Raw genomic sequence first — 13,066 nt, 5'->3', positions numbered from 1 at the left:
CAATAATAAACCGCTCATAATCAAGCAATGCTTGGGCCAGTGGCCTAAGTATTGCCGTGCCTGAAATTTAAGAAACCAGATTTTTTGCTTTATTACTTATGTCACGCCATGCTGCCGTAAGCTCACAGAAGCTAGAAGCTAGAATCCTCGATAAAAACATTCGAGGACAGAGCCTAGAACCTAGCAGGACGAAGTCCGCTCTCAGGCGAGCTTGCGAGTTCCTAGGACCTAGAGTCTAGAGCCTAGAACCTAGAGTCTAGAATCTAGAATCCTCGATAAAAGCACTCGAGGACAGAGCCTAGAGCCTAGAAGGACGAAGTCCGCTCTCAGGCGAGCTTGCGAGTTCCTAGGCCCTAGAGTCTAGAGCCTAGAACCTAGAGTCTAGAATCTAGAATCCATCCCGGTAACTCTTATAAAGCCGGGATAAAAGCACTCGAGGACAGAGCCTAGAGCCTAGGAGCAACACCTGGATTCCTGCTCAAAAGCGTTGCAGGAATGACAGATTCAACACCTGGATCCCGGCTCAAAAGCGTTACCGGGACGACGTGGTAGTGGGCATCGTTGATGTGACGAGGCTATTCGCTTTGCCGTAATCTTTACGTTGTTATCTTTTATGCCCTTGTCTTTATATGCCGTAATTTTGTATGCCGTCATCCCTGAGATCTGTTATCAGGGATCCAGGTGTTGCACTTGATTTTGACTTTTAGTCTGTCATCCTCGAGATCTGTTATCGGGGATCCAGGTGTTTCTTAGATTCTAGCAGGACGAAGTCCGCTCTCTGGCGAGCTTGCGAGTTCCTAGCACCTAGCACCTAGAACCTAGTACCTAGGATCTACAACCTAGGATCTAAACCCAACACCTGGATTCCTGCTCAACAGCATTGCAGGAATGACGTAGGTGAAGCGTTACCAGTACGACGTATGAAAAACCGTAAGCGCAGCGTTCTGTTTGCTGTTATCTAGATTCTAGCAGGACGAAGTCCGCTCTCTGGCGAGCATGCGAGTTCCTAGAACCTAGAACCTAGAACCTAGAACCTAGAACCTAGGATCTAAACCCAACACCTGGATCCCGGCTCAAAAGCGTTACCGGGACGACGTACGAAAAACCGTAAGCGAAGCGTTCTGTATGCCGTTATCTAGAATCTAGAAGGACGAAGTCCGCTCTCTGGCGAGCTTGCTTTGATGTTATTTGCTCATCTATTCAATAGAGTCGGCAAGAGTGGCTATATCCAATTACATAATGATTCAAATTGGTATAAACTTCGCGGCATTAATGAGTTGAGGAAATTGCTATGCGGGTTGCGTTAGGTATTGAATATGATGGAAGTGGTTTTTTCGGGTGGCAGCGCCAGGCCGATGTCGATTCAGTGCAAGCTCAGCTTGAAAAAGCATTATCTTATGTCGCAAATGAATCGATAGAGGTATTTTGCGCAGGGCGAACTGATGCGGGCGTGCATGGTACAGGGCAAGTGATACACTTTGACACTACGGCGACGCGCCCTTTAACCGCTTGGACGTTAGGCATTAATGCTAACTTGCCTGACACCGTTGCCGTTCGCTGGGCTAAAGAAGTTGATGACAGCTTTCATGCTCGTTTTAGTGCTACAGCCAGACGTTATCGGTATGTGATTTATAACCATCAGTTACGCCCGGGGATTTTACGTTCTGGTGTGAGCCATTATCATGGTGATATTAACGAAAATTTGATGCATGAGGCGGCTCAGCTGCTGTTAGGTGAGAATGACTTTACTTCTTTTCGTGCGGTGCAATGTCAGTCAAACACTCCGTTTCGTAACGTGCATAAGGTGAGTGTGACTCGCCAGGGAATGTATGTGATGGTTGATATTCAGGCAAATGCGTTTTTACACCATATGGTGCGTAATATTGTTGGGTCACTGCTTGAGGTGGGTTTAGGCAATAAACCCATTGAATGGATTAGTGAGTTACTGGCTTTAAAAGATCGTAATCAAGCTGCTGCAACGGCAAAACCGAATGGCTTATATCTTGTCGATGTGACCTATCCTGAACAATATAACATTCCTAAGTTAGCGCTTGGGCCGTTGTTTATGTTGGATTAGGTTTAGTGTGGTTAAGGAAAGTGGTGTGCGATATGTCGAGTAATAATGAAGTTCAGATCCCTGGTTTGCAGTCGAATTTAGATCAATGGTTAACCTATTTATTGGCAATTCACCCAAGTGAAATTGACATGGGATTGACTCGTGTTGCAGAAGTTGCCAAACGGCTTGATGTATTAAGCCTTGCTAGCAAAGTGATTACGGTTGCTGGCACAAACGGTAAAGGCACCAGCTGTGCGATGCTAGAGTCTATTTTACGTAAAGCAGGCTTTAGTGTTGGCGTTTACAGCTCGCCGCATTTGTTGCGCTATAACGAGCGTGTACGTATTAACCAACAAGATGCCAGTGATGCGTCACTTATTGAAGCATTTTGTGCCATTGAAGCGGCGCGTGCCGATATTTCTCTGACCTTTTTTGAATACGCAACTTTAGCCGGTTTGTATTTATTTAAAGCAGCAAAGGTTGATGTGGCCATTTTAGAGGTGGGATTAGGTGGCCGTTTAGACGCAACCAATATTATTGATTCTAATGCGGTGATATTGACGTCAATTGATTTAGATCATCAAGAGTATCTTGGCGACACTCGTGAGCTTGTTGGCCGTGAAAAGGCTGGGGTATTCAGACAACATTGTGTTGCCGTTGTAGGTGAGCCCGATTTGCCTCAGTCTGTTAAAGATTATGCCGAATACATGCACACAGACCTATATCGTGTTGGTTATGAGTTTGATTATTTCTTGTCTGGTGCTGACTCGACAACCTGGTGCTTTAGTTCGAGCAAACAAACCTTTAACGACTTACCTGTACCCCGTTTGCCGTTAGCCAATGCCGCTAGTGTGGTTGCGTTAGTGAGCCAGGTTTGGCCAAACATTAGCCAGCAATGCATTGCCGATGGCTTGTTAAATGCACAGCTTGCCGGGCGTTTAGAGCAAGTTAGTGAGCAACCACTGGTATTGTTAGATGTTGCCCATAACCCACATGCTGCCCGCTATTTAGCTAAGCAATTGCAGGCTTATCAAGGCCGGCGTATTGTGGCACTGTGTGGCATGTTAAAAGACAAAGACATAAAAGCAGTATTAGCTGAGTTAGCGCCACAAATAAGCCAATGGAACCTGGTTGGTTTAGACAATCCTCGCGGCGCATCATCAAACTTGCTGTATCAGGCATTGCCCGATGATGTGAGTCGAAGTCATGCTGTGGAGTATTTAGATATTGCCAGTGCGTGGCATGGGATACAAAGCACAATATCCAAAGACGATGTAGTTATTGTGTTTGGTTCTTTTTATACTGTTGCAGGTTTTAAGTTAATTTAATTTCGATACGGCATTTTAAACAAAGGGAATTCGCTTTGAATCGTCAATTTCAAAATCGTTTAGTGGGCACCATTGTGCTAGTTGCATTAGGCGTTATTTTTTTACCCGATTTATTAGATGGCAAAAAAACACAAGTGGTAGAGGAGTTTACTGAAATCCCCTTACGCCCTTTGGCGAAGAGCCATAATAGCTCACAAACAAATACGCAAGCTGATGAAGCGGTTGAAGAGTTTCAGGTATTAACCATCGCTGAGCCACAAGAATTAGGCTCTGATGTGGTTGAACTTGGGGATGATGCACCCTCAGAGGTGGTAAAAGCAGACACTAAACCGGTACAAGCCGCGCCTGTTAAAACAGTAGTTAAAACAGAGCCTAAAGCAGAACCTAAAAAAGAGCCTGCTAAAGTAGTTGCCCAAGTTAAAGCGCCTGTTAAAACCGCAATTACAGCTGGTTTTACTTTGCAATTAGGTGGATTTAATAATGCATCAAACGTGAACACGCTAGTGGCGCAACTTCGCAAAGCAGGCTTTACAACCTATACATTGCCAGCCAAACCAATTGACGGAAGATTGACTCGCGTATTTGTCGGCCCTGAAGTGTCTGAAGCGAAACTCAAAGCTCGTCAGGACCCAATTTTCAAATTAACCGGGTTGAAAGGTAAAATTATTGCCTACAACCCTCAAGAACAGTAACCGTTCAGACGGCAGTGCACTTGCGTGGTTGAAATTAACAAATTGATTGTTCTCAATCACGCATGAATAATTTGTGCAATCAGGGGTGAGAAACATTTCTGTCTCTGTTAGAATCGCGCCGTCTTGAACCCTATACCGGATCCCCATTTTCATGGTTTGGATTGATTACGCAATTATTATCATTATCGGGTTATCAACTATTATTAGTTTGATCCGCGGATTCGCAAAAGAAGCCATGTCACTTGTGGTTTGGTTTGCCGCTTTCTTTATCGCTAGCCAGTTTTACCTCGACCTTGCCACGCATTTAACTCAATTGCAGGACGAGTTGTTACGAAACGGCGTCGCGATTGCCATTCTGTTTGTCGTTACCCTGATCCTAGGGGCATTAGTCAATTATTTACTCGGTCAGTTGGTGTCTAAAACTGGCTTGTCAGGCACAGACCGTGTACTGGGTTTGTGCTTTGGTGCCATTCGTGGTGCCTTGATTGTAAGCGCATTACTGTTTTTTATGGATGCATTTACTGCGTTTCCCGATACCGTTTGGTGGAAGGGATCAGTACTTGTACCCGAATTTGGCGTGGTTATTCAGTGGTTTTTTAACTATCTCGAAAACACCTCAAGCTTTGTACCCAAAATCTAAAATTATAAACATAAAACACCTTACAGTGAGGAACCTTACCCATGTGTGGTATCGTCGGAATAGTAGGAAAATCAACAGTTAACCAAACCATTTATGATGCGCTGACTGTGCTTCAACATCGTGGACAAGACGCAGCAGGTATTGTTACTGTTGACGTTAATGCGTTTCGTTTGCGTAAAGCTAATGGCCTGGTTAAAGATGTGTTTGAGTCTAAACATATGCAACGTTTACAAGGCAATGCAGGCATTGGCCATGTGCGTTATCCTACAGCGGGTAGCTCTAGTGCTTCTGAGGCACAGCCGTTTTATGTTAACTCGCCATTTGGTATTTCGTTAGCCCATAACGGTAACTTAACCAATACCCTCGAGTTGGCCGAAAGCTTGATCAGAAAACGTCGTCATGTGAACACCACTTCTGACTCAGAAATCTTACTTAATTTATTAGCAGATGAACTACAAGAAACTCGTAGCTTGTCTCTTAGCGCCGATGAAGTGTTTGACGCAGTTGCTAAAGTGCATGCTCAAACTCGCGGTGCGTATGCTGTTGCAGCCATGATCATTGGCCAAGGTTTAGTGGCATTTCGTGACCCATTTGGTATTCGTCCACTGGTTTTGGGTAAAAACGAAACACCCACTGGCACAGAATACATGGTCGCCTCTGAAAGCGTTGCACTTGATGCTGTGGGTTTTGACGTGATGCGTGATGTTGCCCCTGGTGAAGCGATTTATGTGTCACTTGATGGCCAATTATTTACTCGCCAATGTGCTGTCGACCCAAGCTACGCGCCTTGTATTTTTGAGTTTGTTTATTTTGCTCGTCCAGATTCAAGCATCGACAAAGTGTCTGTTTACGCTAGCCGCGTTAACATGGGTGCCAAGTTAGGTGAAAAAATCAAAAAAGAATGGGAAGATCATGATATTGACGTGGTTATTCCTATTCCAGAAACCTCTTGTGATATCGCACTTGAGATTGCCCGTTGCATGGATTTACCTTACCGCCAGGGTTTTGTAAAAAACCGTTATATTGGCCGTACCTTTATTATGCCGGGTCAGCAAGAGCGTAAAAAATCTGTACGTCGTAAGTTAAACGCGATTAATACCGAGTTTAAAGGTAAAAACGTATTACTTGTAGATGACTCAATTGTACGTGGTACCACGTCTGAGCAGATCATCGAGATGGCCCGCGAAGCAGGTGCTAAAAAAGTGTATTTTGCTTCAGCAGCGCCAGAAATCCGCTTCCCTAACGTGTACGGCATCGACATGCCAACATCAAATGAGCTGATTGCACATGGTCGTGACGCCGATGAAATTGCAAAAATTATTGGTGCTGATGGGATTATATTCCAGGATTTAACAGACTTAGTTGAAGCTGTAAGAATGGAAAACCCAGACATTAAACGTTTTGAAACCTCGGTATTTGATGGGCATTACATTACAAACGATGTTAATCAATCTTACCTAGATCATTTAACTCAGTTACGTAACGACGATGCAAAAGCGAATCGTAATAAAGACATAGGCACAAACTTAGAAATGCACAACGAGTGTCATCCATAAGTTTGTTTTAAGCGCTTTATGTTAAGAAAAAACCAGCATGCAAATGCTGGTTTTTTTATGGGTTTTAAATCATTAAGTCAAAAATGGATCCTTCCCAATAAGGAATTTATACCGGGAGCTAAGCATGCGCGCATAATGAAGATTAAGGGTAAAAGCTAAAATTATGATGCTGACTACTATGTTATTTACCCTGTAATATACTTAAGCTGAGACCTAAATATTTTCGAGCTTAGTAAGTATTACTCTTGAATAAAATCTTCCATAAACCAGGCGCATAGAGTGTGGCGGCCATCAACTTGTGCTTTGCTGTAAATTGTTGATGCTTGTTGGCGGACTGTTTTTTCTTTGGTGAGTCGTACCTCGGCAATTTCTTTAAAGCTGAGGCCTTTCAACAGTAATAAAGCGACTTGTTGTTCACTTTTTGTAAACTGCCATGCATCGAATTGTGCTGCGATTGTTACGCTGTATTCTTGTCTTGCTGAACGCATTTGTGATGACATGTGATCGATTTCTTTATCCGCTTTTTTAAGTTTCGATTTGAGTGCTTTGACTTGACGAGAACTGCGGATCAGGTCATAACCTAAAAAAATACTCGCTGCAATCGTTAACAATACTAGCATGGCTTCTTGGGCAATGTGCCAAGAGGGAATGTCCAGTTGAAAATCGGCAAATATATCGAACAACTTAAACAAGGTGATTAGCAGTAGCAGTATAATAATGAATACATCTTTTCTCATGACAGCTGTCCAAAAATGAGTGTGTTACGTAAATAAGACTAAAAAGGGTAAGTGATTACGTATTAAAATCATAAACTTAAATTATGGTACATATGTACTATAGTGGCATTTATGATACATATTCCCCATGTGTTCTCTACTTAAAGATAATAGTCTAATTATATCTTTTGGGTTAGTGAAATCACATATGTCTGCCGTGAAGTTTAGTATCAAAATATGTCTTATTGTTGCGTTAGCGATTAGCTCTTATAGCTATGGCGCAACAAGCAATGACCTGGCACCACTGTTGCAGTTAAGTCAATCGCGACTAAACAAGACCACCTTTAATGCCATGCCGCTCAATGATAATCGCTCAGTACAATTGAGCAGTTCGACTTGGTTGACGGGTTTGCCGAGCATTAGTTTAAGTTACCTAGGCGAACTGGATAATAGTAACATTTATGAACAAGAAGTATCACTTAACTTACCCATCAAATCTTTTAGTTTGCACCAAAGCGATAACCAATTAAAACGGTTAACCAGCTCTCTGCTTGAGCAACAGGTAGCTCTTCAAAAATTATATTTATCTGGTTTACTTAGACAAAGCATGTGGGATCACCGCATTGCTTTCGTTAAGTCTAACCAACTGCAACGTAAAGCATCACTATTAGAAAAGTTATATGTTCAGCAAAAACAACTGTCTAATGCGGGTGAGTTTCCCAAAGTCAATTTATTGCTATTAGATCGTGAACGCGTGGATATTGATTTAGCACAGATTGAATTAAAACAGCAACAAGACGAAGCAATGGCATTATTTCAATCACTCACTGGTTTGAGTGAGATCCCCGTGAATATTGAAGAAAACGGCCATAATATGGCTGAATTAGACGTGCAATCTACTCATGATGCCGATGTGGTATTGATGCAGCATCCTTTGTGGCAATTACAGTCGCTGCAACAGCAGTTTCAAGACGTCATGATGACAAGCCAGCAAGCGGGTGAACAAGATCCGTGGACAGTGTCATTAACCGCAAAGGAAACGGCTGGTGATCTCGCTAACGACCAGCATTTAGGTGTTGGGATCAGTATTCCACTCGGTTTTGGTTCTGCTTTATCTCAACGTGAGTTGTCGGTTTGGCAGAAAGATTATCAAGATCAACGCATCAATAGCGAAAGGTTGTATCTGGAACTCAAAAACCAATCACAAAAGCTGTTATCACAGCAGCATAATCTCAAAAAACAGCAGGCCTTGTTACAACGAGGGGTGTCACTGAGTCGCACCATCACTGAAGATTTAGCCAAGGTAAAAGACCAAAACCAAATGGGTTATGAAATTTGGTTACGCCGTTATATGGATGCATTAGATACCGAATCGCGTTTAGTTCTTAACCAAGTGGCCCAGCAACAACTTCATTCTCAGCAACTGCAAGCTTTAGGGATTTCATTATGATGACCAAATTTGGCGCCAGCCTTTTATGTATCACAATCGGTTTATCATCGGCGTTTGTTAGTGCTGAAACCATATCTCTTAGTGAGTTAGGTCACTTAGACGTGAGTTATATGTCGCCTAAAAAAGTGGCCAGTTATGAAGGTAGTCCTCTTCCTGCACAAATAGCTCGTTTACCCGGTAACGATTATTGGGTTATGGCGCCTGAAAATATTCAGCAAGTCACGTTTTTAGTGGGGCAGGGGCAAGTTGTCACCAAAGACCAAGCCATTGTCAGATTAACTGGACCAGAAGTGTTTCATTTTTTAGCTCAAATAGAGGCGGCTAAAAGCTTATACGATCTAGCTAAACAGCGTTATGACCGTAATCTGCCTTTACTAAAAAATGGCAGCATTGGCTCTGATAAGTGGCGCGAGATCAGCCAAGATTACTTTAGTGCTCACCTTGAATACGAACATATGCAGCACTTTATGGAGATGGTACAAAGCATTAATGCAGACACTGAGTCGTTGGTGGTCATGGCTCCTGTGGCGGGCATTGTTAATCTTAATTATCTAAATAGCCCCTACAGTGCTGGAGTGCAACTATTCTCGCTTATTCCTACCGAGAGCATTCGGGTGAAAGTAAGTGTGCCTATGAGTCAGTCAACTTCGTTATCTGCGGTGAACATTCATCAATGTCATATTGCCATTGATGAAGTGTCTGCAATTGCTGATGGGGTATTTTTAACAGCTTGGTCTACCCCTGTACCACAAACGTGTAATTTACTCTTAGGGCAACAAATTACTGTGATACCTGAATATCAAAAAGCCGTGTATTTGGTGCCAAAAATTAGTGTGTTTACTTGGCAACAGGAAAGCCAGGTTTTTACCCAAAAAGACCAAGCATTGTCTTTATTGAGTATCGATGTATTAGGCTCTACTGCAGATGATTATATTGTCGCGAGTGATCAAGATTTGAGTCAAATTAAAGTGTTGTCTCAATCTGTCGCGGCAGTGAAAGGTATATTGCTTGGTTTAGGAGGCGAATAATATGCTCGCTTCTGTGATCCGTTTTTCGTTAACTCAGCGCTTGTTTGTGCTGATTGTAGCGTTGATTTTAATGTTAGCGGGTACTCGTGCCTGGTTTAATATTCCTCTTGATGCCTTTCCTGATATTTCGCCTACGCAAGTTAAGATTATTTTAAAAGCACCTGGCATGACGCCTGAAGAAATTGAAGCGCAAATTACTGTACCGATTGAAACAGAGCTTTTAGGGATCCCAAATCAAGCCATTTTACGCTCCACCACTAAGTATGCAATTAGTGATATTACCTTAGATTTTACTGAAGGAACTGATATCTATTGGGCTAGGCAGCAGGTCAGCGAGCGACTAGCGGCGGTATGGGATAGTTTTCCTGAAGGTGTCTCTGGTGGTGTGGCACCAATGAGTACGCCGTTAAGTGAAATCTTTATGTTTACACTTGAAAACCCTAACTTATCGTTAATGGAACGTCGGCAGTTGCTGGAATGGGAAGTCAGACCCTTATTGCGTACCGTTGCTGGTGTGGCGGATGTGAATATTTTAGGCGGCTATGCCAAAAGTTTTAGTATTAGTCCTAATCCTTCTGCCATGGCTGCCGCTGGCGTCAGCTTTGCGGATTTGCAACAGGCGATTACTGACAATAATCATAATGAAGGAGCCGGTAAATTAACCATTGGTACTGATACTATTATTGTGCGTTCAGAGGGGCGAATTGATGATATTGATGAGCTAAAACAGTTAGTGATTAAGGCGGATGATGCGCAAGTTTATCGCTTGATAGATCTAGCTGACGTACAGATCGGCCATTTAGCCCGCTATGGCGCCGTATCAAAAGACGGTGAAGAAGCGGCTGAAGCCTTAATTATTGCACTTAAAGATTCCAACACTGCCCAAGTAGTCACCAATATTAAAGCAAAGTTAGCGCAAATTAATACTTCATTGCCTGAAGGCAGTGAGCTTAACGTTTTTTATGATCGTGCTAATTTAATTAATACTGCAATTGATACCATTTCAAGTGCGTTATTTGAAGCCGTGTTGTTAGTGATTGTATTACTAGCTCTGTTTTTAGGTAATGTCAGGGCCGCTTTAGTTGTGTCATTGTCTTTGCCTCTTGCGGCATTAATGACGTTTTTGATGATGGATTTATTTAATCTGTCAGCAAATTTGATGAGTCTAGGTGGCTTGGTCATCGCGATTGGTATGTTGGTTGATTCATCTGTGGTAGTGGTTGAGAACATGGTTAATCTTATTGCGACTAAGCAACGTTTGCCGCGTTTACACCTTATTTATCGTGCGACTAAAGATGTGGCTATTCCAGTTGTATCAGGCACTGTCATTGTGATGATTGTGTTTTCTCCCTTACTGACATTAACCGGCTTAGAGGGCAAATTGTTTACGCCCGTGGCTGTCACGATTGTCTTTGCCATGTTATCGGCATTGGTGCTGTCCCTTACGGTTATTCCTGTCATTGCCTCTTATCTGGTTAACGAAAAGTCAGCACAAGAGCCTAAAGCGATAGAGAAACTAAAAGCGGCTTATTTGAGCAGTTTAAAAAAGACGTTTACCCATAAAAAGCCGTTTATCATCGTGTCGTTTACTCTGTTAGTGGTTAGTTTAGGGCTATTTAGTCTTGTAGGTAAAACCTTTATGCCGACATTGGATGAAGGCGATATTATTTTACAGCTAGAAAAATCACCTTCTATTTCGCTTGAAGCATCGATTGCTATTGACAAGCAAATTCAAATTACCTTGCTTGATAAGGTGCCAGAAATTAAACAAATGGTTGCTCGAACCGGTTCTGATGAGATTGGTTTAGATCCTATGGGGCTAAATGAAACCGATGTATTTTTGGTACTAGCCCCGCGAGACGAGTGGCGCTTTGCTGACAAGACGCAACTGATTGATGCTATTCGCACTGAACTGCTTAATTTTCCAGGAGTAAATTTTAATTTTACTCAACCTATTCAGATGCGCGTCTCTGAAATGCTTACTGGCAGTATTGGTGATGTGGCCATTAAAGTCTTTGGCACTGATATTGATACACTTGGGCAATTAACGGCACAAATTGAGCAACTTGTCAGTGACACTAGTGGCAGTATCGATGTGAAAATGGCCATGATTGAAGGCAGTCCATTTATTAACTTAACCCTAGATAATGAGCTGGCTCGAGGCTTTGGCATGAGCACCATGGAGTTTTCGCGGTATTTAAAAAGCCAACTGGAAGGTGTTATTGTGACCGAAGTGCTGCAAGGTAAAAAGCGTACCCCAGTACTAATTGCCAATAATCAAGGCGGGTTGAGTAGTATTAATGAGTTGCAGAATGAGTTGTTGGTGATGCCTGATAATTCATTAAAACGTCTTACCGATATCGCTAAATTAACCTATAAAGAAGGCCCTATTTTAATTGAACGCGAACAAGGTGATCGTTTCTCGGTGATTACGACCAACGTGCAAGGCCGAGATATAGTGAGTTTTGTTGAAGAACTCAATGCGAAAATTGACGCTGAGGTTAAGTTACCTAGCGGTTACAGTGTCAGTTTTGGTGGCGAGTTTGAAAATCAACAACGTGCCACTAATAACTTACTACTGGTTATTCCCGTCGCCATTGCGCTTATTACTCTCATTTTGTTTACCACTTTTGGTTCGCTTGCTAAAGCGGGCTTGATTTTGGCTAACGTCCCCTTTGCCATGATGGGCGGGATCGTGAGTTTGTATGTTTCGGGTGAGTATTTATCCGTGCCTGCTTCGGTTGGTTTTATTGCATTACTCGGCGTTGCGGTACTTAACGGTGTGGTGATGGTGAGTTATTACGAGCAGACCAAGCATGTTTTTAGCAGTTTATTGGCGAGAGTCGAGCAAGGTGCAGCAAGACGTTTACGACCGATATTGATGACCGCCACGACAGCCATGTTTGGCTTAATGCCATTGGTGTTTGCATCGGGCCCAGGTGCTGAAATCCAAAAGCCATTAGCTATTGTTGTTATTGGCGGTTTACTAACATCAACCATTACAACCCTTTATTTGTTACCAATCCTTTATTACTGGCTGGAGAAACGTCAATGATCACGGAGCAATTGTTAGTGCTGATCGCTCAAAATGATATTAAGGACGACATCGTTGATACCTTGATTGAACTTGAGTTTTTATCTGGTTTTAGCCTAGGTAATATTTGCGGTTTTAGCCGTGAACACAGCCATTTTAATATCAAAGAGCAAGTTGAAGGGTACAGAGAGTTTTGTAAATTTGAAATTATGCATCCTGTTGCTCATCAAGATGCCTTATTAGATGCCTTGTCTGCGGTTTGTAAACATAATCCGTGTCGATATTGGATTACACCAATCATTCATACTGGCACTTTGTGCTAGCCGCAAAAGAAAAGTGCTAAGTCGATAAAGGAAATAGTTGCTGTGTTTGGCCCATGCAGTCAACTCATTAAGTTTAGTTATAAGAAAGGAAATTGAAATGAGAATTTATCGTTGCCTCATAGACAGGATCTTTAGCAATAAACCTATATTTTAGATAGAAAAAAGGCCTTATTTATGATCTGATAATTGTCGCCAAACAAATCAACATGACCAATAAATAAAGCCGATGACAATTATCACCTT

The 13,066-nt window shown here is 42.4% G+C and carries 10 protein-coding genes; 9 read left to right on the top strand and 1 reads right to left on the bottom strand.

The annotated features are described in order from the left end of the window. The first annotated feature begins 1,291 nt into the window (after positions 1-1,291). The 5 genes from truA (at position 1,292) to purF (ending at position 6,272) form a co-directional block, all read left to right on the top strand. Entirely contained in the window at positions 1,292-2,077 is a 786-nt protein-coding gene (gene truA / locus IEW93_RS20895) for a tRNA pseudouridine(38-40) synthase TruA (RefSeq protein WP_188741149.1), read from the top strand. A gap of 32 nt (positions 2,078-2,109) precedes the next feature. Continuing rightward, positions 2,110-3,384: a bifunctional tetrahydrofolate synthase/dihydrofolate synthase gene (gene folC, locus IEW93_RS20890; RefSeq protein ID WP_188741148.1), complete on the top strand. Its 1,275-nt coding sequence runs from the start codon at positions 2,110-2,112 to the stop codon at positions 3,382-3,384. Positions 3,385-3,419: 35 nt separating this feature from the next. Next, a complete protein-coding gene (gene dedD, locus IEW93_RS20885) occupies positions 3,420-4,076 on the top strand; it encodes a cell division protein DedD (RefSeq protein ID WP_188741147.1) in 657 nt (218 codons plus the stop codon). A gap of 151 nt (positions 4,077-4,227) precedes the next feature. After that, entirely contained in the window at positions 4,228-4,716 is a 489-nt protein-coding gene (locus tag IEW93_RS20880) for a CvpA family protein (RefSeq protein WP_188741146.1), read from the top strand. Positions 4,717-4,757: 41 nt separating this feature from the next. Beyond that, entirely contained in the window at positions 4,758-6,272 is a 1,515-nt protein-coding gene (gene purF / locus IEW93_RS20875) for an amidophosphoribosyltransferase (RefSeq protein ID WP_188741145.1), read from the top strand. Positions 6,273-6,511: 239 nt separating this feature from the next. On the opposite strand, the gene IEW93_RS20870 is transcribed toward purF, so the two are convergent. Continuing rightward, positions 6,512-7,009, bottom strand: coding sequence for a helix-turn-helix transcriptional regulator (locus tag IEW93_RS20870; protein ID WP_188741144.1), 498 nt, complete (start codon positions 7,007-7,009; stop codon positions 6,512-6,514). A gap of 187 nt (positions 7,010-7,196) precedes the next feature. On the opposite strand from IEW93_RS20870, the gene IEW93_RS20865 reads away from it, so the two are divergent. The 4 genes from IEW93_RS20865 to IEW93_RS20850 are packed head-to-tail and all read left to right on the top strand — an operon-like array spanning position 7,197 to position 12,823. After that, complete coding sequence (locus tag IEW93_RS20865; protein WP_188741143.1) at positions 7,197-8,438, top strand: metal transporter; 1,242 nt, start codon at positions 7,197-7,199, stop codon at positions 8,436-8,438. Continuing rightward, a complete protein-coding gene (locus IEW93_RS20860) occupies positions 8,435-9,466 on the top strand; it encodes an efflux RND transporter periplasmic adaptor subunit (protein ID WP_188741142.1) in 1,032 nt (343 codons plus the stop codon). The genes IEW93_RS20865 and IEW93_RS20860 overlap by 4 nt, the downstream gene beginning before the upstream one ends. A 1-nt stretch (position 9,467) precedes the next feature. Then, a complete protein-coding gene (locus IEW93_RS20855; protein WP_188741141.1) occupies positions 9,468-12,521 on the top strand; it encodes an efflux RND transporter permease subunit in 3,054 nt (1,017 codons plus the stop codon). Further along, complete coding sequence (locus IEW93_RS20850; protein ID WP_188741140.1) at positions 12,518-12,823, top strand: DUF3240 family protein; 306 nt, start codon at positions 12,518-12,520, stop codon at positions 12,821-12,823. The genes IEW93_RS20855 and IEW93_RS20850 overlap by 4 nt, the downstream gene beginning before the upstream one ends. The last annotated feature ends 243 nt before the right edge of the window (positions 12,824-13,066 follow it).

The organism is Shewanella inventionis, assembly GCF_014641855.1.
Lineage (GTDB): Bacteria > Pseudomonadota > Gammaproteobacteria > Enterobacterales > Shewanellaceae > Shewanella > Shewanella inventionis.
This window is presented reverse-complemented; position numbering and strand designations above follow the sequence as displayed.

Coding starts and splice junctions, on each gene's coding strand:
- truA (WP_188741149.1), top strand. CDS start 1,292: ATGCGGGTTGCGTTAGGTATTGAATATGATGGAAGTGGTTTTTTCGGG.
- folC (WP_188741148.1), top strand. CDS start 2,110: ATGTCGAGTAATAATGAAGTTCAGATCCCTGGTTTGCAGTCGAATTTA.
- IEW93_RS20880 (WP_188741146.1), top strand. CDS start 4,228: ATGGTTTGGATTGATTACGCAATTATTATCATTATCGGGTTATCAACT.
- purF (WP_188741145.1), top strand. CDS start 4,758: ATGTGTGGTATCGTCGGAATAGTAGGAAAATCAACAGTTAACCAAACC.
- IEW93_RS20870 (WP_188741144.1), bottom strand. CDS start 7,009: ATGAGAAAAGATGTATTCATTATTATACTGCTACTGCTAATCACCTTG.
- IEW93_RS20865 (WP_188741143.1), top strand. CDS start 7,197: ATGTCTGCCGTGAAGTTTAGTATCAAAATATGTCTTATTGTTGCGTTA.
- IEW93_RS20860 (WP_188741142.1), top strand. CDS start 8,435: ATGATGACCAAATTTGGCGCCAGCCTTTTATGTATCACAATCGGTTTA.
- IEW93_RS20855 (WP_188741141.1), top strand. CDS start 9,468: ATGCTCGCTTCTGTGATCCGTTTTTCGTTAACTCAGCGCTTGTTTGTG.
- IEW93_RS20850 (WP_188741140.1), top strand. CDS start 12,518: ATGATCACGGAGCAATTGTTAGTGCTGATCGCTCAAAATGATATTAAG.